The 22,681-nt window shown below is 41.9% G+C and carries 18 protein-coding genes; all 18 read right to left on the bottom strand.

What is annotated here, in order from left to right:
* Nucleotides 1-2: 2 nt before the first annotated feature.
* The gene (locus IE165_RS11660; RefSeq protein WP_189626803.1) at nt 3-836 is read right to left on the bottom strand and encodes a glycosyltransferase family 2 protein; all 834 of its coding nucleotides are present in this window, start codon (nt 834-836) and stop codon (nt 3-5) included.
* A 4-nt stretch (nt 837-840) separates the two neighbouring features.
* Nucleotides 841-2,046, bottom strand: coding sequence for a glycosyltransferase (locus tag IE165_RS11655; RefSeq protein ID WP_189626802.1), 1,206 nt, complete (start codon nt 2,044-2,046; stop codon nt 841-843).
* An 18-nt stretch (nt 2,047-2,064) separates the two neighbouring features.
* On the bottom strand, nt 2,065-3,165 hold the full coding sequence (locus IE165_RS11650; protein ID WP_189626801.1) for a polysaccharide pyruvyl transferase family protein: 1,101 nt from the start codon (nt 3,163-3,165) through the stop codon (nt 2,065-2,067).
* Nucleotides 3,166-3,175: 10 nt separating this feature from the next.
* Nucleotides 3,176-4,147, bottom strand: a complete 972-nt coding sequence (locus IE165_RS11645; protein WP_189626800.1) for a hypothetical protein — start codon at nt 4,145-4,147, stop codon at nt 3,176-3,178.
* 1 nt (nt 4,148) lies between these two features.
* Nucleotides 4,149-5,090, bottom strand: a complete 942-nt coding sequence (locus IE165_RS11640) for a glycosyltransferase family 2 protein (protein WP_189626799.1) — start codon at nt 5,088-5,090, stop codon at nt 4,149-4,151.
* A complete protein-coding gene (locus IE165_RS11635; RefSeq protein ID WP_189626798.1) occupies nt 5,083-6,192 on the bottom strand; it encodes a glycosyltransferase family 4 protein in 1,110 nt (369 codons plus the stop codon). The genes IE165_RS11640 and IE165_RS11635 overlap by 8 nt, the downstream gene beginning before the upstream one ends.
* On the bottom strand, nt 6,189-7,511 hold the full coding sequence (locus tag IE165_RS11630) for an O-antigen ligase family protein (RefSeq protein WP_189626797.1): 1,323 nt from the start codon (nt 7,509-7,511) through the stop codon (nt 6,189-6,191). The genes IE165_RS11635 and IE165_RS11630 overlap by 4 nt, the downstream gene beginning before the upstream one ends.
* Before the next feature lie 125 nt (nt 7,512-7,636).
* A complete protein-coding gene (locus tag IE165_RS11625; protein ID WP_189626796.1) occupies nt 7,637-9,151 on the bottom strand; it encodes a lipopolysaccharide biosynthesis protein in 1,515 nt (504 codons plus the stop codon).
* Between the two features lie 17 nt (nt 9,152-9,168).
* The gene (locus IE165_RS11620; protein ID WP_189626795.1) at nt 9,169-11,538 is read right to left on the bottom strand and encodes a GumC family protein; all 2,370 of its coding nucleotides are present in this window, start codon (nt 11,536-11,538) and stop codon (nt 9,169-9,171) included.
* A gap of 57 nt (nt 11,539-11,595) precedes the next feature.
* Nucleotides 11,596-12,405, bottom strand: coding sequence for a polysaccharide biosynthesis/export family protein (locus IE165_RS11615; RefSeq protein WP_189626794.1), 810 nt, complete (start codon nt 12,403-12,405; stop codon nt 11,596-11,598).
* A gap of 44 nt (nt 12,406-12,449) precedes the next feature.
* A complete protein-coding gene (locus tag IE165_RS11610) occupies nt 12,450-13,190 on the bottom strand; it encodes a tyrosine-protein phosphatase (protein WP_189626793.1) in 741 nt (246 codons plus the stop codon).
* A 321-nt stretch (nt 13,191-13,511) separates the two neighbouring features.
* Nucleotides 13,512-15,140 carry a hypothetical protein gene (locus tag IE165_RS11605; protein WP_189626792.1) on the bottom strand — a complete coding sequence of 543 codons (1,629 nt, stop codon included), beginning with the start codon at nt 15,138-15,140 and terminating at the stop codon, nt 13,512-13,514.
* A 24-nt stretch (nt 15,141-15,164) separates the two neighbouring features.
* Nucleotides 15,165-15,905: a hypothetical protein gene (locus tag IE165_RS11600; RefSeq protein ID WP_189626791.1), complete on the bottom strand. Its 741-nt coding sequence runs from the start codon at nt 15,903-15,905 to the stop codon at nt 15,165-15,167.
* 54 nt (nt 15,906-15,959) lie between these two features.
* Nucleotides 15,960-17,378 (bottom strand): exopolysaccharide biosynthesis polyprenyl glycosylphosphotransferase, encoded by a 1,419-nt coding sequence (locus IE165_RS11595; protein WP_189626790.1) that lies wholly within the window; start codon nt 17,376-17,378, stop codon nt 15,960-15,962.
* 1,729 nt (nt 17,379-19,107) lie between these two features.
* Entirely contained in the window at nt 19,108-19,545 is a 438-nt protein-coding gene (locus tag IE165_RS11590) for a hypothetical protein (RefSeq protein ID WP_189626789.1), read from the bottom strand.
* A gap of 481 nt (nt 19,546-20,026) precedes the next feature.
* Nucleotides 20,027-20,782 (bottom strand): tyrosine-protein phosphatase, encoded by a 756-nt coding sequence (locus IE165_RS11585; RefSeq protein ID WP_189626788.1) that lies wholly within the window; start codon nt 20,780-20,782, stop codon nt 20,027-20,029.
* A gap of 54 nt (nt 20,783-20,836) precedes the next feature.
* Nucleotides 20,837-21,544, bottom strand: coding sequence for a response regulator transcription factor (locus IE165_RS11580; RefSeq protein WP_189626787.1), 708 nt, complete (start codon nt 21,542-21,544; stop codon nt 20,837-20,839).
* 92 nt (nt 21,545-21,636) lie between these two features.
* Nucleotides 21,637-22,608, bottom strand: a complete 972-nt coding sequence (locus IE165_RS11575; protein ID WP_229826521.1) for a nucleotidyltransferase family protein — start codon at nt 22,606-22,608, stop codon at nt 21,637-21,639.
* Between the last annotated feature and the right edge of the window lie 73 nt (nt 22,609-22,681).

Raw genomic sequence — 22,681 nt, 5'->3', positions numbered from 1 at the left:
TTTTACACATTAAAAAATTTGTTACCACTACTGCCACGCTCTTCAGCTGATCTTGCATAATCCCCTAAACTAATTCCATGTTTCCGCCAAAAAGTAAACAAACTCTCAAAGTGGTATCTCATACTCTTACCGATTTTTTTGCTGGAACGCATATGATTATGTATCAACGTTGCTTGCGGATGATAAACGACAGGCCTATTTCTTTTCCAACTTCGGAGACATAAATCCTCATCTTCCATATAAAGGAAATAGTCCTGATCAAACCCATTCAAATCATCGTAAAAATCTTTCGAAATAAAATAAGCTGCCCCCACGGCCCAATTTATAAATTGCGTTTTATCGATGTCTATATCTTTGGATAAATAATAAGCATTACCTTTAAATTTACCGGCATCGTCCCCTTTGGAAATAGCCCTCGATAAAAATAACCAAGGTGTAATAAACCGTCTCACAGAATACTGGTAGCTTTCGTCACGATTTAACAATTTTGGCGCAACAATACCCACATTCGGGTAAGATTCTGCAAAAGCGAGCAAAAGGTCCAGACTGTTCTCAAAAAGAATTATATCAGGGTTTATTATCGCTAAATACTTTCCTGCCGCTACCTCGGCGCCTACGTTATTATTTTCTCCAAATCCTTTTGGTGATGTATTCTGGATAATCCGAACCTGTGGGAAGGCTTCAGAGATATATTCCACGGATCCATCCGATGAACAGTTGTCCACATAAATTACTTCAAAGGAAGCCTCAATAGCACCTTTTGTATAAATAGATGAAAGGAGGTCTTTCAAATATTTAAGGTGGTTCATTCCAACGGTAACAATAGATATTTGCATTCTTTTAGTTTATTATAGCCTCTAGATAGTCTGCCGCTACTTTCTCATCAGAGAATTTATGTGCTGTATCAATTGCATTCTTCGACAGAGTTGCCTTCTCTCCAGAAGAGAGGGTATTTATTCGATCAATTACTTCCGCCAACTGTATGTGATCTCCTGGTTCACAAAAAAAACCGTTTACACCATCTTCAATAATTCCCTCCATCCCTTCTCCCCGAGACGCAATGACGATTAAACCTCTTGACATGGCTTCAAGATAGACCAATCCAAACGTTTCACCACGACTTATCATAATAAAGCATTCGGCGGCATCTAACTTATCCAGCACATCTTCCCTACGCAAATTACCCCATAATTTTACGTTTGCTTTCTCCGTCGAACTGGACAGAAACTTCTCAATTTTTAATCGTTCAGCCCCTTCCCCAACATAATCTAAACTGAAATTATTCACTGATTTCGCGCCTAAAATACCTCTTAAAACCGCGAGCGGGTATTTGCGAGTTATCAAAGAACCAACGTAAACGTATCTTGAAAGTTTATCACGGAAAGATCTAGGATTATCCAAAATAAATTCCTTTGGAACTCCCGAATAACAGATAAAAGATCTGTTCTGCGTGCCAAATTGGGTCTCAAAATCTTTTTTGATGCTCTCTGATCGGTAACCCCAGACATCTATGGCTTTGAAATAATCTTTATAATTTCTTCCAACATATCTATGTAAAGGCAAAGATTGGATATGGTTTACTATAGTCGTTCTTGCATTGTAAAACTTGCCCAATTTAGCGACTATCTCCAGATGTGGATAACAAAAATGAGCTACAATAAAATCTGGCCTAAATTGATTTTGATCTAGCTCAGTCTTTATCAACTCGATCTGATTATACAAAATTGGCTTCTTTACAGCAACTTTCGGTAACCATTTATATAGGGGTATTCTAAGTACAGAAACACCATCCATTATATAATGCTTTTTTTCACTAATCCTTTTTGTTATAAAGTAACTTTGACCGATTGAAGCTGCACGCCGTCCAAAAAAATCAGCTACTTTATGGACGACCTTTGAATAAACTGGATAATTAAATATCACACGGACTTCATACCCTTGCTTGACCCATTCCTTTGCGAAGTAGTGGCAAACATTCGTCCCGTTTAATAACGTCATATCCGGAGAGGGATAAATCGTTGTGAGCAATAGAATTTTCTTTTTCATACTGAACTGCTAACGTAGTTAATGAAAAATATGCCTAACAACTTTTTTTGAGAGGTCTGCGTATTGCAATTCTTTGCTTTCGAGGTTCCTCAAATGGGTTGCTAAGTTAGCGACTAAGTTATTGACAGAATTTGTGAGTATTGTTTGACTAGTATTTACGTCGAGAAGCAAAGAAGATGCTTCTGCATGTTCAAAAATGCCTTTTATTTTCTGATGCTTATTGATATCCGACAAAATTATGGGAAGAGCACCATATTGATAGCCTAATAACGCTACATGTAACCGGTTCGTTAATACCACACTATATTTAGAGAAACGCTCAGCTGATTCAAGTAAAATTTGAGTATCGTCAAATTCTACATCTCTATGCGATTTAATTACATTGTATAACGATCTACAAAATTCACGATCCTCTTGAACCTGATAACCAATAACAATTTTGTACCTCGAAAATGAGCTGATAACAATGTCACAAATCTTATGAACAAGTTCGCTAGCATATCTACTACCATCCATTCCGGTGACCACTTGATTTCTAAAAGAAATAAAGATTGCGTCCGTGGGTACCTCCGTAGGATTCGCGTTATATGTCCATGCAAGATCAGGAAAAAGCGAAGCGTGCTTAATGCCTATACGATGGACCAGTGCCAATGATAGCGGATCTCTCACAAAATAATAAGGCACAAAACAACTTTTACATCTTTCCAAAAATTCAGCTCCTTTGTCGATAGGACCAATGGAAAAACCTATTTTAATTATCTTTACCCTTAAGAGAGAGAGTAGTAAATATAGGACCAGCAACAAACAGTGTTTAATAAAATTCTTTGCACCGCCGCCAAATTGATGTCCGGGGGGGGTTGCTAAATAATATATTCGAGTTTTTTTACGCGACAAATTGATAAACGCCGTCCTTATTAGTAGCGAGATAAAACCAATGCCACCTTCGCCTGATAACTCCGTTTGCTTCAAATTCAGCTCTTTTAGATAAGAGGAAGGCATACCTTTGTCATTTATTAGAATATTTGCGTAAGGTCGAAAATGTTCTACTAAACTTTTATTAATTAAAGCATCGCCAGTATTAGAATATTGTGTTTTTCCTTGATAAAATAAGATATTCATCCTTAGTATATTACGCTATTTTTTCATTTAAAATGTCACCAAACTTATCCCAAGTATTTTCTTCGATAGAACTTTCAAGCGTTGCCATCCTTTTTTTGTTATCGGAACTCTGTTTTGCTAGAGAAATAATATCGTCGAAATTAGTAAAGGTCTTAATTAGTCCTAATTCTTCATAGTCTACAAAAGCTCCTCTATGCGGTCCGATAATGTCCCGACCGGTTGAAAGAGACTTGATTAACGCTCCTGAATTCAAAACACTGGGACCATTGTAGATGAACACTATTTTCTTTGCTACGGCATGTAAATCCAAAAACTCTTCATCTTTAATAAATCGATTCTCAATAACTATATTGCTGCTAGTTGAGCACATTTCTAATACGTTGTTATAGTAAACGTCATCTTGAAATCTACCCACTATTAAAACCTTCAATTTAGCGTCATGGTCTTTCAGATAGGTAACAAATTCTAGGATACCTTTACTTTTTCTCACAGTGCCCCAAATCAAAATATCAAACCTTTCTTTAGCTCCGACCGCTAAACTTGTGCTAAAATACGGGTGCAATAGGTAGATGCAGCGACCATGACAGGACGGATTTAAATAGTTGTAACTTTGCTTCGTATGTATAATTATTTTAGACGAAAACCGCTCTAAGGCATGGATAATTGCCCTGGAAGAAAACGTCTTCCCTCCGTGTGGTTCAATATTATGATGGATCCAAATAATACGCCTTTTTAGTACCTTAGACAAGAGCAAAAAAAGATAAAAAAAAGGCAAATGATACCATGATAAACCCTCTACCCAATTTAGAAAAAAAACATCGGCCTTTGAGACGTGTTTAATAGCGGATAACATGCCGACGGATTTCTTACCTAAGTTAACAACGGGAAAATTTCGATCCACAGCCTTGACAAATCGGCTTAGGTAGGGATTTTCCATTTCAAGTGAATCTAAACTTTTCATCGGGTATACAAATGCTTTCATGCTATTTCGATTTAAACAACTCGTATTTTAGTAGCATCAGAAAGGATAAGGGTAAGAGCGACTTTATCCGCAGGTTATTATGATATGAAACAAGATAATTCACCAGAACAGTGAATGGCAAAACGCGTCTGTACATATACAGTTCATAGCTAAAACGTTTACACATATAATATCCTAATTTGCTACTAAAATTTAAATTGTTTTCTTTCATAAAATGGTATAACCAAGATGCGAATTCAACGCTGGCTTTGACCTTTTGCAAAACAACGTCTTTATTTTTCGCATTAGGAGTGATATTGTATGGACTTGAACGCCAATTGACGCGAGCTCCATTTATTGTTTTAATCTCACCTTTTCTAGCGGCATACATTACCGTTGCCTCGTCACTATGCCAAGCGGTAGGAAAATCCACGAACCCACCTAAATCTGTCAGAATTTCTTTCTTAAAAATATACTCAACGACATACGATTTAATTACTCCCGAACTTCTTTGTAATATAAATGATTCAACATCCAGTAGCTCGGGAAAAGGTTTTTCAGCGGATTTAACGGTACCAGCATCATCAATTATATTGATGTTATAGTGAAAAATATCGATATGATCATTTTCGCTATTCAATTCCTCGTAAAAAGATTGAACGCAATTTTCATCTAAAGTATCGTCATCCGAAAACAACCAAACCCATTCCTCATCCTGAACCATCTCCAAGCAGCGATTCCATTGTCCTACCAGATTTGAACCGCCCATATTAGAATCGAATCGAACATAAAATAACTTGAGATCGGATCTGTAACGATCGCATATAATCTTAATCTCGCTCGGGCCAAAGTCGTCCCCGACATAAACAACAAATTCAGTATTGGTTTGTGCTTTCAGAGATTCCAAAGCCTCTTCCAAAAAATCCGGCTTATAAGCCGGAATTACAACTGCTAGTTTAGACATCACTACCTTTTAAATACTTTTGCAAAATAAGTCCCCATTTGATTGCTATTGCACTCTTGTCATATTGCAATGATGCTAAAACGGCATTTTGCTTAATGTCGGTTATTAAAGTTGGCTCCGCATTCTGTAAAAACAAAATTTTCTCATACATCTCAGATTCAAGTTTCTTTTCGTCAATCAGATATCCATCAAAACCATCTGTTATAATCTCATTTGGGCCAAAGTGGTTACTTGCTAAGGGAATCAAACCCATAGACATAGCCTCAATTAGCGCAATACCGAAAAGTTCTTGCCATGCACCATATCCTTTTTTAGATGGTAAAAGTAAAATATCATATTTTCTCATGATATCAGCGACTTTAGATTTGACCTGATGACCGTAAATTTTTATGTTGCTTAACCCTTTACTGTTGATCTTCAAATACTCGAGCTTATCCCCATTACCGACAAATCCAAATTCAATGTGAGGAAGCCTTGATGCTAAAGATAGAATTTCTGCAATCCCCTTCTTTTCAACTATTCGTCCGACATAAAGACATTTTAATAAATCTCCAGAATGATTAACCCTTGATTCACGTCCAAAAATATTTCTATCCAGAGAATGGTTCACGACTGATGTAGGTGAATTAACATGATATGCTTTTAAAATCTCACTTTGCGTCCTTTTACTAACACAAAACACTCCCTTAACGCCACACTCAAGAAAAGATCGCCACGACGCTTTAACTCTCTTGGAAAGAAAATGGTCAGCCGACTTAGGAACACAGCTCCCATCCCAGTTAACCCAAGAACTATGATAAAAAAACATGTGTTTTGAGGACATTGGATAAAATATAAGCATAGACCAGTCATAAGGTGCCGCGCCTAAAACCACAATTTTATTTTTCGAAATTAACAGAGAAATCAAAAAACCAACATTTACAAATAACTTGAGTAAAAGACTTAATTTTCCAGTTTTTACAATCATCTTTATTTGGTAAAAAAGTGCAAATTCTCTGTAACAGCAGTAGATTTCGTTAGCATCACAGTATGCTTCTAATCCGATATAATGATTTTTATTACCGGTTTCGTGACAGACGTAAATTTTTTTCTTTGACATCATAAATAGGATTTATTAGAAAAAGGATATACATTAATACCATTATTTTCTAAACGTTTATATTTCAGAAGTATAGCAGAACAAGAGGCCCAAAGAATTAAAATAATTGTGTAGAATTCTAAATCGAAAGATAGACCAATCAAAGACATGATGAGATAAAGAAAAAAGTGCGCTTTAAAGTAATTGCTATTAACACCATAAAATTTGTAAGATTTAAATAGGTAAAAGTAGAAGAAGCTAAAGTGTATTATCGCCAAGATTCCATAACTCGCAAGGTGTGTAATAAAAAAATTGTCTAAGGTTCCAAAGTCAGTCCAAAGCCCTATCGCATTCAATTTTTTAACTTTTATCTTATTCATCAGATCTTCCACACCTAGTCCAAAAAAGTTTGAAGAAAACACATTCCAACCTGTCTCATAACCCGCAAATCGGTGACTTTGATTATCAACTTGCTGAAATCTCGCAAGATTGCCTTCAATAAAGTCATCTAGATATAAATTTCCGAGAAACCAGAATATCGAAAGTAGTAATACTATTCCGATAAGAGAATAAATATTCTTATACATTTTGGTTAAAACTACAAACACTATAAATCCTACGATAAATAGAAGAACTGTTGTCCTTGACATTGAAAAGATTCCAGTACACACACAAAGTAATAGCATAAAAACTGGAAGGCGCCTGACCAAGAAATATCTTACTAAGATTAATGTATAATAAAAGAGTGTATATGCACTAAGCAATAGGGGGTGCATAAACAGGCCTTTGGCTCTTATTTGATATGCTTCGATATTAGAATTAACGTTCTGTTCGCCAGCACTAGAGAGTTTATAGGGTGCGAAATTTAGAAATGTCTCTAAAATAACATATGCGCTTATTCCAATAAAACCGACTGACATAAGGTAGAAGAACTTATTGATACCGATGTCGCTCTTGTAAATCAAGATGAAAACTAATACAAACTCGATCATTCTAAAGATACTGTGCCTCAGTGGAAAATCTGATTCGTTCAGTCCAATAGCATAGTAGCAAAACTCGACAAAGATCACTGCTCCACCTAAATACCAAATGGGAGAAAATCCAAGCATTTTCGACTTTCCATGAGTTTTATGATGAACCAGAAGCAATAGAATAACGGAAAAATAAATAAAATATGATATTCGTCTAGTGATTTGTCCATCGACACCCTGAATTTGGAAGCAAGGAGTACACATCACTATAAAAAATAATATGGCTACTGCTACGCTCTGTCTGTTTTTGAGATAAAAATATATCGAAAGAACGCAAAAAAATGGGACAATTAATAAATACTTACTTATCATAAGTGGCACTGTCAAAAATATCGCTAGCCCCATGATCGCAATAATTATCTTTTCTCTATTCTTATCGGAAATCGTCACTAGCAATATCCTCCATTTCTATAACTTATTAATCGAAAGACTACCATTTATTTCAATTTCAGCTTTAATTGAATGTAGTTTAGAACAATTCCTCTTTCATTGCGGGATGCTGCTATAAAATAGAAGCTCAAAACAGATGCTAATATTGAAATAGAAAAAACTATGCATAAAGAGAAAAAACCTCGAGGTAGAACGTTGTGAATAACAAAGCCTATCGAAGCCGATATCGAACTAGCAAGAAGACTTGGCCATATGACTGACTTCACATACCGTGATGCTGCAAATTTAGTCAGTCTTTCAACTATGATCAGCCGACTGAGCACTATTAAAAAACTGATTGCAATAGACACAAAAAATGTGGACTCTGGTGGATAGCCAATTCTCAATAGTAGCCAAGAAATAGGCAAATTAAGAAACATAATCAGCCCACCTATTAATTGGTAAATTTTAATTTTGCCAGTAGCTTGTGCTAAGATGTTTGTTGTCCCACAAAAGCTGTCGACCAAAGAATTAATTAACATTAGGCGAGTAAAAGAGATTGTCTTTGCCGGAACCTCAACCAACCACCAACTTATTAATTGATCAATTTCGAGAAACAACGGTAAGGTAAGCGTAAATAACATAAAGAACGTTAATCTAGAGCTTTGAAAATAAAGCTTTCTGAGATCATCAAATTTTTCAGAAGCATACAATTTAGTTAATTGCGGGGCGGTAGCTAGTTGAAGATTTCCTACAAGAGAAACCACTTGTGAATTAACTTGTACAGCTACACTTCTAGAAGCATTGACTACCGTACCAAAAAAAATATTTAGAAGTACATTAACGCCCTGATTTTTGCTAATATTTGCTATACTGTCAATAGTAGACCAAGCGGAATAGCTCGCGATTTCAGAGAAAAGTTGTCTATTAAAATTTAGGACGAATTTGATCCGTTTAAATTTAATAAAACAAAATGAAACAAAGCAAAAGGTGATTAATACTAATACAAAGAACGATAGAATACTGTAAACAATTAATTTATCCCTACTAGATCCAACTAATATATACACACACAAAAGTTTTAAGATGACTTCTAAAACACTTATAGCAGCGTAAAAATTCATTCTTTCATAAGAGATTATTATCGAATTAAAAGGTATTCTAATTATAGTAACTACGAAAGACAACAAAGAAAACTGATAAACATATTGAGCCGCTTCAAGTCTGGAAGGTTCGATCACCAATTTGTTTTTCAGAAACCATAATCCAATTGTCTCGCCTAGCAACAGAACCACAATAGACAATAATATATATATAGACATCGTGACACTGAAAACCTCATTAAATCTCTTTATATTATTACTTCCCAAAGCAAAAGAAAAAAAACGTTGCGATGTCGATGCCATGCTATTTGTAAAAATTCCAAACATCAAAACAAACCCACCAACAACATTATAAATACCAAAATCTGATATTCCCAACATTTGCAGAACAACTCTGGATGTATACAATGTCACTACAACTGTAGCAATCATTCTGACATACAAATAGAATGTATTCTTTAGTATTCTCTTATTTGCCATATCAACTCAACGACCGCCTATCTTTTAAAGAAAGGCAAAAACTTCTTTTTATTATTAATGTCTCCGTAATTTCCATAACCGTAACCATAACCGTAACCGTAATTGCTATAAAATCCCCCCGGAGCCTTCACATCGTTTACAATAAACTGAATGTTGCCAATCTTACCGCTTTGAACTAAATCTTTTGGAATACTCAATTGCTCTTTGAAGGTATAATTTTGCCTAATAATGTATAAGCAGGTATCCGAATATCTTGACAGGATTTGAGCATCCGTTACCATGCCGACGGGCGGAGCATCAATTAGAATAAAATCATATTTATCTTCTAAAATCTTCATCAGTTCGTTCGTTCGTTCGCTTAGCAGCAATTCTGCTGGGTTTGGAGGAATCGCTCCCGCCTGTATTAAATCTACATCTTCGTGAGCTTGAGAAGGCATGATAATTTCCTCTAAAATCATATCAGGCCTAACGATGTAATGAGAAAACCCCTTTCCCGCAGGCAAACCTAATTTAGAAGTGATTGAAGGCTTACGTAAATCCAATTCCATAAGTAAAACCTTTTTTTGGAGCAATGCTAATGAAACTGCTAGATTTAATGCAACGTAAGATTTGCCCTCCCCCGACATCGACGATGTGAAGAGGATTTTCTTTCCGCCATTTAAACTAAATTCTAAGTTAGTTCTGAGAGCTCGAAATTGTTCAGCTATTGGAGATCTTGAACTCTTATTGATGACGACATGACCATCCTCATTAGAGTGTGAAATAAATCCAAGAATAGGAACATTGCTAATATTTTTCAGTTCTTCAATATCAGATATCCGGAAACTGAACATCTCCTTGACATACAAAACAGCAGCCGGAATAAGTACTCCAATAAACAATGCCATAAAGTAAATTAGTTTCCTTTTGGGAGAGAAGGGATATTTTTCAGATTTGGGAGTATCGATAACCTTCGAATTGGACACATTTGCAGTCCGACTAATTGCGGTTTCTTCCCACTTCTCTTGTAAAAAGATGTACTGGGCCTGTTTAATCTGCTGCAAGCGAGCGAGATCAATATACCCACGTTCAATCGACGGAACTTGCTGTATTTGATTAGTAATGTTGTTAGAAGTATTTAATTGATTGGCTTTAAGCAATTGCAAATTTCGTTTGGTAGATTCCAAATTCGTCACCATATCAGTACGAACTCCTGAGATCTGTAAATTTATATTTTCTACCAGAGGATTATTTTCAGTATTCGCCAAAAGCAGTCGTTCCCTTTGCAAGACAAGTTCGTTATACCTTGAAATTAAGCTATTAAATGCGACATCCTGAGGAATGATTGACGAGGGTACGACACGGGGGTTTTTATCATCTTTCAAATACGCAGCCATGCTCTCTATTGCAGCGAGCTGTACTTCAACTTCCGCTAAGCTTTTGGTATTGGATGCTGACGTCTCCAACAGAATTCTACTTTGCTCCGAAATGTCGGATAATTTAGTTGATTGTTTGTATCCTGAAATCTTATCTTCAACACCGGCCAATTCATTAGTGATTCGTTTAAGTCTGCTATTAATAAATGACAAAGTGGAATCAGCAATTACATTTTTATCATGAAGATTACGTTCTACGTATTTATCAATAAATGTACGCAAATATTGCTCGCCCTGTTTTTGGATTGAACTGACAAAGGTTAAATCAATTGTCGAAACATTTTTATTGGTTATTTCGACGTTTAACGCCCCTGTATAAGAATCGATTACATCAGCAATTGGAGTTATACTGAATGAATAAGATGCGGGAAGCTGCTCTTCATTATCTAATATCTTCGAAATTTGAACATTTCCTACATTATGAATATAGAAAGGCTCTCCTGCTTTAACTTTAAATAGAGTATCTGTATCTGTCAGCTCGAGCAATCCTGCCGCTTTTTCACTTATTGAAAAGCGTCTAGTTTCAATAACAGAATCTGGAGAACTAATTAGTTCAATATTATATGGAGTCTTATAAGTTGGTATATCGTGAACTGCTCCTTTTATATAAAAAGTGATAAATGCTTTTTCTGTCAGCACCATTTCTCGCATTAAATCAGCAGTCTTTAATATTTCGACTTCATTATCTACAGAACTTGTAGCCCCCATTAATCCACTCAACTCGACCAATGCTGTGGAAGACATCATACCACCACCTTTTTTATCATCAGATACAAGCAATTTAGCATGAACTTTGTATTGCGGCACAGTATATCGCAAATAGAAGAATGCAAGAGCAATGCACACTATAGATGATAGAAGAAACCAGTACCAATTTAGGATAGCTTTGTTTAATCCCTTGAGAAGTTCTTTATTATTTATAACCTTTTTTTCCAAAACAATTTCAGAATCCCATTCATTTTTTGCGTTCATAACTTTCATTATTGAAATTAAAATCTACGTAAAGACACCAAGCTGCTACTGCCTATTTTACAGTCGAGTGACAGCAACGATTAATAATGACAAAACTGACCCAATAATTGCGAAAGTTTGCGTCCGAGCAGCATTGTTCGCAGCTGCTTTGGCTTTACCTGGCTCTACATATAACACATCATTCTGGCGGAGATAAAAATGAGGTGACTGAAACAGTTTACTATCATTTAGATTAAGACGAATCAACTCTTTTGCACCATTCTGCTCACGTACTAATAAAACATTCTCTCGTTTTCCATAGATCGTCAAATCGCCCGCCATACCCAAAGCATCCAATATCGATACTTTTTCGTTCGGCACCGTGTAAGTTGCCGGGCGTGCAACTTCGCCTAATACGGTGATTTTATAGTTAGCAAAACGAACCTGTACCGTAGGATCTTTATAATACTGTGTCGCTAAGCTAGTAATACGTTCACGAGCTTGGTAAGTAGTTAAACCCTTGACATCAACTTTACCAATAAGCGCCATGTGGATATAGCCATCTCTATCGACTAGAAACCCTGAAATTAGTTGATTTCCCAAACTAGTTGCAGAACTTGCGCCGACGGCCTGTACAGCTACAGCCTGATTGGCCACTGCTGCTGTTGTTGGATCAATGGTTTGAATCGTGACGCTCAGAATATCATCAGCCTGAATAACAGGCTCAGTAAATGCGGCGGCCTCTTTGACAACACGCACAGAATCTATGGGTAGATCCTGAAAGTAAACAGTATTTTTTACCGAGGCGCAACTCGCCATAAAAAACAAGGCGATAAGCGCCAGCCATGTGAGGCGTACTTGTGGTGGGTTAGGGATTGTTTCTTTCATGTGATTAAACTTGTATTGTAGTTGTAGTTGTAGTTTTTGCTTCTTTATGTTGTACAGTGCAGCAAGGACTGGTTTTTTAGGTTGCATTTTTTAAAGTAAGGTTTGATATCCTCCTTTTTCAGTCCGCGTTCCAGCATCTGGACGTGCCGATCATGGTGTGCATCCGTTCCGACAAAGTCAATGAGCCCCCTATCCAAAAGATATTTGGCTACTTTTTTTTCGCGCGAACCGTAGTAACCGAAGACGGAAAGGATATTGAGCTGCAGGAGGCAACCCAGATCTTTAAACCGCTCGATGGCTTTGGGGTTTTCGTGATAAAACACATAACGCTCCGGATGCGCCAAGATGGGCTGGTAACCTTTGATCTGTAAATCGAAAATGTTCTTTTCCACGCTTTTGCTTTCCTGGATGTAGGACATCTCGATAAGCACATGCTTGCCGGGAAGACTGGCCAAAGGCTGATCGTCCTTCTCCATGCGCTGGTCAAAATGCCCATCTACCATATATTCTGCTGCATAGCCCCCCAATAGCAAGGGTGTGGCAGCAGCCTGTAGGCTTTGAAAGGCCTGGCCGATGCGCTCGGGCGTATTGGGGTACATATCCTGAAAGATATGGGGCGTAAAATAAAAGGTATCTAAGCCCAATGCCGATAAGCGCTGCAGTAAATCCACGCTGTCTTCAACCGTCTTGCAGCCGTCGTCTATGCCGGGCAGGATATGCGAATGCATATCGACCTGTAGCCATTCGAGGGTATTGTTGCGTTTTTTGTTGAAGATATGGAACATGTGTTGTTACAAGTTGCAAAATGACAGCATGTTGAGGTGACGTTGTTCTGACCGCACGCTAAACCTGCCGGTTGATGTATTTAATACTGACAAGGTGATGAAAACAACGTGACATTGTTCGCATTTCCCTGATAATGCACAGGTCAAGGTAAACACAGGTGACGCTGTTTACATTTCCTTTCGATCTGCGGTGGACTTGATGTTTGTAAGAAATATCCGGCAGGAGCGACCTGCCGGGATATTCCCCTACAATTACAAGCTTAACACTTGAGATCTTGCATGCTCGGCTACGAGCGTTTTGTTTTTCTTTATTCGTATTCGTTACAGATTACCACATTCCTCGGTCAAGATGGCCAAGTTGGTGGCACCTGCTTTTTCGCCGATGATATCACCCGGCTGGATGCCCACCGTTGCGCTGTTGTCTGCCTGGATTGTTTTGGCACCTACCGTTTTCACGTGGCTTTTCCAAATAGCGCGGAAATCATACTGTGTACCGTCTGTTTTCAACAAGGTGGTGCGCAAGAACCCGTTATCCACCGCACCGAGGTACTTGAATTCGGATGTTCCCGTCACGCGGTAGTACAGTTGGAATGTTGGCAACAGGGTGATGGTGGATGTGGCATCTGGACAGCGTACATACAGCTGCAAGGTAGAAACCGTACCGGTTGCATCGCCTGGATTTGGCAAACGCATGTTGGTCACGGCACCACAAGCGCCCAGCGGAGCCTGCTCCAAAATATTACCGGCACCGCTTTTCACCACAATGGATGTTCCGACGGCCGGCACATTGTTGATCGCAATCGTTGCGTTGCTTGCACTGATGGAATAGTCCGTTGTAGTCAGCACACGGCCGCCCCACCAGGTTTCCACGATGATCGGATAGGTGGAGCCATTCGCCATCCAGTCGCCCGAGAACACCACGCTGCGCGCGGCCTCACAGGCTTCGCCAAACTCGCCCGCCATATAGAACGTCAAGTGGTCGATGCTGAAATTGGCACGGAAGCCGGTAGCGGCAGTTCCAACCACGGCATTGTTTTCTTCGAATGTCCAAACACGGTCGCTATCGCTATTGCTGAAGATCTGCAGCACATGTCCCGTGGTAAGGGCCTGGCCGGTAGCGGGGCTCACATAATTTGGATTCAACGGCATGGAAAGACCAATAGGCTGGCTAAACGATTTGACCGCAACGCCATTAACCAACATTTTCACGTCCACGACGCCTGCCGAAGCAAAGGCTCCTGATGTGGTGCTGCCATCTTCGGCGACCACCTCATCCGCTACGAGGTTGCCCCCTGGCAATAGGTCTACGGCTTCGTCGTTGTTGGCATCCACACTAGTGATGGTGATGCGCACGGAAGAACCAACCAAGGTGTTGCCCTGCGCATCTAAGAACTGTGTACCGGCAGGAATGGTGAGCTGTACGTTTCCGGCTGTCCCTTCGGTAGCCGAAGCAACGGCAACGGTGGTGGCTGCTGTCGTAGCACCGGTGCTGGTCAACGGTACATTTTCCACGATCTGTTCGGCACCTTCCGGCAAGTTGGCCGGCTGTGTCAAGACGATGGTTTCAATACCCGCCGAAGCGTCGGTAATTGCTACGGGAACGATTTGTGTGGTGTAGCCGGGAGCGCTGATCTCGACGCGGAAACGCACCGGATTTGCTGCGGTAGGCATACGCGCCGGATCCAAACCGAAGGATACCAAGTCGCCCGTTATTTTGAAGTCCTTGCGGCCGTCCAAATTGTAAATATCTTGGGTATCGCCCGATACCAACGTCACGGTTGCGTTGGCAACGGATGCATTGTTGCTGTTCACCACACGGAGGGTAGCGTAATGCTGGATGACCTCGGTACTGATCTGCAGGTTGAAGTCCTTCAACGGACTTTCGCATGACGCCGCACTGCCTGCGAGCGCCAGGGCCAAGCTGTATATCGCTAATTTTCTGAATTTCATGATCACAATAATTTTAACGTTTACCTATTTCCAAAACCTGTAGCTAAAACCAACTTCTACACGCGGCAAATAGCGGTAATTCTGGATGTTGTTCTCGATCGTCGGTGCATTGTTGACGTTTTCTTCCAACAGGCCGGTTGCTTCCATGCTGACACTTGGTTTGGACAGGTAGTAGGCACCCAGGTCTATACTTACCGAAAAGCGGCTATCCAGCACAATGTTGCTCCAGCCGATTCCGGCATAGGGGTTTACGGTCTCTTTCCAGTTGACATGCGTGGTGATGGTTCCGACGCGATCGGGATGCACATTGATGTCGCCATACTGATAGCCATCCACCAAGCGCGACTCCAATTTGCCGCTTAGGTCAAAGAAATAAGCGCCCCCCACCTGGATGTTGAACGTGCGGAAAAACCCGCGCTGCTGCGCAAATGGCGCCCAGCCGACAAGCAGGGACACGTTGTTGGCTTTGGCCGATACGTCCGAGCGGACATCGCGGTTGCCATAGTTGCCCACGATGCTGGTGCGGAACGGCATAAAGGATCCACCAAGGCGCAGACCAAAGTGGTTGCCCAACGGTTGGTAAATGTGCAGCCCCACACCGGTGGTACCCACATGCACGCCCAGTGCGAAAGGATTGGGGTAGCCGTACTCATAGGCCGACTCCGGAATGCTGTCGCGCTCCCCGTCCCCTGCTACTGCCTCGGTGGTGGCAGCGAAGGTCAGTAAGCTTATCAGCATCGCTAAATAAGTAAATCTAATGTTCATAATTACTTCTGAATAGGTGTTAAAATTTATCTGGATTTCTACTATACGCGTTTGTTAATAGGCGTTCTTTTCTCCCCGAACCATGTTGATGGCAGTCATGCAGACGATCTTAAAATCCAGCATGGCCGACCAGTTGCTCATGTACTCGATATCAAATTCGACGCGCTTGGCCATCAGTTCCGGTTCTTTTGTTTCGCCGCGGTAGCCATTGACCTGCGCCCATCCGGTAATGCCGGGTTTCACGAACTGACGCACCATGTAGTGCTGGATGAGCTGGCTGTAATGCTCGGTGTGCGAAAGCATGTGCGGACGCGGCCCGACGACGCTCATCTGCCCCAAGAAGACATTAATAAACTGCGGAAACTCGTCGAGGTTGGTCTTGCGCAGAAAGGCACCGATCGGTGTGATACGTTTATCGCCTTTTGTTGCCTGCTTGTTGCCAGACTCATTATTGATTACCATGCTGCGGAACTTGTAACAGCCGAAGGATTTGTTGTTGCGTCCGGAGCGCGGCTGCTTGAAGAAAATTGGGCCGGGGCTCTGTATCTTGATGATCAGCCCAATGATGGGCACCAACCAGCTTAGGATAAAGACGATCACCATACTGGAGATAAACAGATCCACCAAGCGCTTCTTAATGCGGTTTTCCATGGTGGACAGGGATTCCTCGTGCGAGCGCAATACCGGCAGCTGCATCGTGACGCGCTCAGTGGCTTCGTTGCCATAGTTGATGCTGGCTGTCACAGCCGGCACAAAGTTGAGCTGCACACATTCGTGGTCGGCAGCCATGATCAGCTCTTTGCTGTAGCTGGTCATATCTGGCGTGCTGACCAGAAAAACATCGTGGATACCCAGTTTGGATACCTGCTCGAAGTAACGCTTGAACTGCGCGACCTTCTCGTCTTTGCTGGCTTTCTCCATAGCGTCGTGATATTGGATGGTATCCACGCTGTAGAAAGGGTTGTTGGGCGAAAAGCTTCCAACAAGAGGCCCCAGGTGATCGTTGTGCCCGATCAAAGCCACGCGCTTGCTCCATTTCAGGCGGCGCGGCAGCACGGTGTATACATAGGTAAGCAGAAAGCGCGACACCGCCGTGTAGAAGAGCACCGTAGCGAAAACGGCCCCTAAGAAATAAGGCATGCCGGAGAACGTGTGGCCGATAAATGTACAGCCGCCGAAGATCAGCAGCAGCGTGGCAACGGTACGCGCCGTCATGCGGAAAACATTTTCCAAACGCTCGATGGTGTTGTCCGCATACAGCTTGAAAAACATCGCCGAAACGACAGCAATAAGGTTGAACATCATCCATAGCGAGAAGTAATTGCTACTTTTTACCTCTGTGGCGTCTACAAGGCCATAGGCTGTCACCAACGAGAAGGCAACAACGAAGGCAATATTCAAACATACGATGTCGGTCATGACAAGGAGTATCTTTAAAAATGCCAGCACGCGGTTTTGGACATATCTATGCATAGTTCTACAAGATTAATTCGTTTTCATATTTACCTATTCAGACTAAAAAGAACGCTATAGGAAATGACATTCCTATAAGTGAATCTTCATTCGTATTGATTAAACAATAAGCAAAAGAGGTACAGCCATGCATGTTTTTTCATGCATAAGATGGGATCTTCCAAAACCTGATGTTAGGTTAATATGAAATTAACACGAACAAGCTGTTTTTTCTTGATTTCTTCTTCAAAAAGACTATTTAATTCTAATGCTTTCTGTTTTTTTCAATTTTTAGTCTTCGTAAACACTAATTTTGTTCAAAATTTTCATAAGTACAGCCTTTTTACAAGTTTTTAGCTTAGATTGATGTATTTTGCCGTACAATATCCGCGGGTTTTGCCCCACTCGGTGTTAATCTGTAAATTGTAGACCCAAATATAGCTATTAATTGTAAACATTATGCTACATTATCGCTAATTTTATATTAATTGACTACAAATCTTATAAAAACCGTATTTTTCACAGTTAAAATGTAACGAAAATCATATTTTTCATGGTATCTATTGTAACAAATCGAACTAAACTATTTATTGATGATCAGTGTCGTCCGATCCGCATGTTTTTCCTTTTCTTAAACGGCCGCTCAGCAGTAGCATTGACCGTGTAGGTTAATGGCCACAAAAATAGTATTTTTATCTTAGCTGTCAACTCCAAACAAAAAATATTTTTTACTGCTGGAATTACCCTCATCAAACGACCCGCGGTCAGAAGGGGTTAAATAACCGCGACACCCAACAACTACAAGCCTTTGAGGGGTACAGAAAGGCCAAAGACTTTAAAAAAACTGATTTCCAGCACTTTCTGCAGAACTAGACTTAAGTCTAGGTACGCTTGCTGTCAAGTTTAGAAGGGCTCGAGGCAATTTTGCCGAAATGGCACCTCAAAAAAGGTCGATGGAATAGCCTTGACTACCTGAGTCAGGATAAAAGGTGAAAAAGACACAAAAAAGAACAATCGATTGTGTTGTAGGAAAAACGCCACAACTATTATAAATGTTACAACATTTTTCTTATTGGATAACAGGTTGATCAAATTTTATTTGTAATTTTGACTTATCGTTTCTCTCCCCGGGAAACATAATTTTCATAAGCAGTGAAAGGGTCGCCTCGGCGGCCCTTTTATATTAAATAGCCGCTCGCCGCGGCAGGGCATCACTTTTGAAGGCCAAAAGTGATCAAAAGCCTTTGTCTCCTTGAGGTGCTCTGTCGCACAGGCCCCTCCTGCGCAAAGCAGCCTGTTTGGCCGAAGCCGGAATAACGCCGCCATCGCTTTGGATGCGATGTCGACATGATTCCATGCTAGCCCTTCCCTCAAAACCCCCAAACATCCTCTTTGCCACCCAGCACAGGCAAGGAGACCTAAAAGTTCCGTTATACGCTTTTCCTTATCAACGGCAATCGTTCGCTATCTTACAGTAATGCAGATTACGATGATCAGCAGCAAACTATTATCCCTTCTGCCGACTATTTAATAGCCAGCACGTCACTTTATCACCATATCACATCTTAACCTTATGACATCTTAACCTTTTCACCTCTTCACCTTATCACTTCTTCACCTTATCACATTTAAACCTTTTCACTTCTTCACATTTTCACTTCTCCACTCAAGGCACAATAGCTTTAGCATAACGCGAAAATCAGCAGTACGCTCACTATCGCTTCTGCCCATAATTAACAGCAATGTCGCATCATTTTTGTTGCGTCTGTAGAGACTTGCCCATGCACTGCCCCACAAGGATGCATGTCGCTTCCGCGGGGTTGCTGTTCAATCCTTTGGTAGCTTCCCTTAATCCCTTTCGCCGCTCGTCGCGGCAGGGCATCACTTTTGAAGGCCAAAAGTGATCAAAAGCCTTGGTCTCCTTGAGGTGCTCTGTCGCACAGGCCCTTCCTGCGCAAAGCACCCTGTTTGGCCGAAGCCGGAATAACGCCGCCATCGCTTTGGATGCGATGGCGACATGATTCCATGCTTGCCCTGCCCTCAAAACCGCCAAACATGCTCTTTGCCAGCCAGCACTTGCAAGGAGACCCAAAAGTTCCGTTGCATGCTCTCCCTTATCAAAAAGTTGTCGTTCGCTATCTACAGTATTGCGATCTTCAGGCACACGCTCACTATCGCTTCTGCTCACTATTTAAGAGCTGGCACGTCACTTCATCACCTTATCACATCTTAACCTTATGACATCTTAACCTTTTCACTTCTTCACGTAATACACAACAGCTTTAGCGTAACGCGATCATCAGCAGCACGCTCACTATCGCTTCTGCCCATCATTAACAGCAATGTCGCATCATTTTTGTTGCGTCTGTAGGAACTTGCCCATGCACTGCCCAATAAGGATGCAACAAAAATCAGCGACGGGGTTTTGGTTACTTTTGCCCTTCAAAAGTAACGCCCCTGTCCCGGCGAGGGACAACCTGGTCACGGCGAGGGACAAAAAAAAGCACAAGCGTTCTCTCTTGCGAGCAGAAACATCTTGTGCTAAAAAAAAGGCAGTCCTGCAGATGGAGCGGTCTCCCACCACAGACACCGAAGCTCCGAAAGGAAACTACCTGTATATGAGGATTGGTTTTGCAAAGGTTTGGGCATGCGATCGCATGGGCGGCATGCTAGGCATCGATACCCTGATTGGCCAAGAACAACGTTTTGTTCTTGATTTTGGCAGCGAAGTAGGTAGAAAGATCCTGTTTTCCGACGAAGTGTTCAATAGCCTTCACATGCCGTTCGTAGTGTATATCAGTGGCCAGCAGGTCAATCAGACCCTGGTCCAGCAAACTTTTTACCACCTGCTTCTCTTTAGAGCCGTAATAGCCGTAGCAGGACAGCAGCCCCACTTGCAGCAAGCAGCCGAGGTCCTTAAATTTTTTCAGCGGACTCATATCCTGGTGATAATACACATAACGCTCGACATTGGCCAACATCGGGGTGTAGCCCTTCTGCGTCAAGGCATTGATCACCGCAACTATGTCCGGACTCTCGCTGACGTAGGACATGCCAATTAGGATGTAGCGGCCAGCGAGCGGCAAGAGACTGTCCGCTGTATGGGAAATCTGTTGCAGGAAGGCCTGCTCTACCGTGTATTCCGCCGCATAGTCGATATAGATATTTTTAAGGACAGGAACATCCTCCAATTGCCGGTAGGCAGATAAGATCGCCTCATTATCATTCGGGTAGATATCCTGCTGCACATGGGGCGTACCATAAAACTGCACAATACCCAATTGGTGCATGCGGGTAATCATCGCTGTGCTATCGGCCACCGAGGTGCTGCCATCATCCAGACCGGGCAGCACATGCGTATGCATATCTACGGCCATCCAACTTAAATCATTATAGCGTCTTTTACGATTAAAAATAGAGAACATGGCGTGAAAAAAATAAATGGTTTAGGCTGCTATTTATGGTGCTGGTAGATCGGCTCAACTGACTGGACAAAGGGACAGCGCCCTTTCCTTTCGATGTATGAGATGCAGTTTGTAAAAAATACCCCCAACAAGGGACCTGATCTGGTTCTCTTCATGCTTATGCGCTTCGGCGACCTTTTGCAGACAGGCTCCTTCGCCAACAAGCAAGAGCAAGGCATGCTCCGCTTCGGTTAACGGATGCAGGATGCCGGAGGTACAGACATACTGCTGCTCGAAGTAATGCAGCATCTGCCGGGCAAGCTCGGCATGGAGCCAGTAGTTGTCTTGCAGGTGGAAAAGCAGCCGCTGCTCCATAATCGGTAGCGGCAGGCGTTCCGGCAGAAATGCCGTGGCACCAAAACAGATGCCCCGAAAAATGTCGGCTTTTTGTTCCAACGGCGCAAGCAGCACCGTTTTGTTGGCGGTAGACCGGCTCTGCAAATCACGGAACAGAGCCTGCACAGGTTGCAGAGCCGGCGTTATGCCACAGAGTACGATATCGAATTCTTGCCTCCCCAGGTGATCGTAAAACTCGTCAATGCTACCCACGGCAATTATGGAATGGAATGCCGTTGACTCTTGGAAATAGTCGCGCAATTTCTGTAAATAAGCCGGTCGGCTATCGATTACCGCCATGCTGTACGTATTTAGATTAACCATTGCTTTTCGTAGGTAGATGATAATCCAAAAATACCGCAGCAGGGCGTAAACTTTCCCACCCAAAAGGGTGGGATTTAAAAAATAATGTTGTAACAGAGATTTGCCCTGAAACGATAAACAAGCTCTATTCGAACGGATAGCGCGCTATGTTCGTGCTATTGTTCCAAATACAAGGCAGCATCCACCCGTTTGTCTGCCGCATATAACGTATGGGGATACGTCTGTAAGGCTACGAGCTGACGTATGCTGTCGCGCACTTGTTCTTTATCTTCTTTATAGGTCACCCCGAACCAAGGCGATGACGTGGGGATAACCTTAAACCGTGCCAAGCCCATTTTCGCCATGTAATCCGGAATGGACGGGATAAAGAATTCCGCTTTGGGATTACTTTTGTTTTTCTGCACAAAATCGGGAAACAGGGAACGCGCCACATCAATAATCTTGGGCGTGAAGCCCCAGAAATTCATCGACACCAGCGTTTCCGCCGACAAAGGGTGCTCCTGCTCGCCCTCTTTATAGACAATGCTGTCGGCGCAGGCATCCGCACCGCGGTAGATATTCGTGCGCTCTGTCACACTTTGCATGTAGCCCTTATCGTCGATCGCGCAGACACCGCGCGACACATAGCCGTGATCGGACAGCGTATTGCCGATTTCGAAACCCACCATGGCCATCTCCTCATCGTGCGCCTCGTTGACGAGGAAGTCGTGCATTTTTTGAAAGGCATCGAAACCGTAGAAATCGTCAGCATTGATGACACAGAAAGGGCGATCAATCGCCTGCTCGGCACTCATCACAGCGTGCGCCGTTCCCCACGGCTTCTCGCGCTCCACGACCGTATCCACACCGAATTTCTTCAAGTTGAAATCTTGGAACGCATAGGCTACCTCGATCTTGCCCCGTAGTTTGGCATCAAAGTTAGCCTGCATGGTTGTTAAAAACTCTTCGCGAATCACGAAGACCACCTTGCCAAAGCCTGCTTTGATCGCATCGTAAATCGAGTAGTCGATAATCGTTTCATTGTTTGGCCCGAAGCCATCCACCTGCTTTGCCGATCCGTAACGGCTGGCCATGCCTGCGGCCAAAATCACCAATATAGGCTTCATCGCCTGATCTGTTGTATGCATATCTTCTTTTTATGTACTATGGGCCAACCGTATGCCATCACCCAACAAGGAGGGAACAAAACATGGAAGTAGG

Origin of the sequence: Sphingobacterium griseoflavum (assembly GCF_014653155.1) — a bacterium.
Lineage (GTDB): Bacteria > Bacteroidota > Bacteroidia > Sphingobacteriales > Sphingobacteriaceae > Sphingobacterium > Sphingobacterium griseoflavum.
The sequence above is the reverse complement of the archived record's forward strand: the minus strand, read 5'-3'. Positions and strand labels throughout refer to the sequence as shown.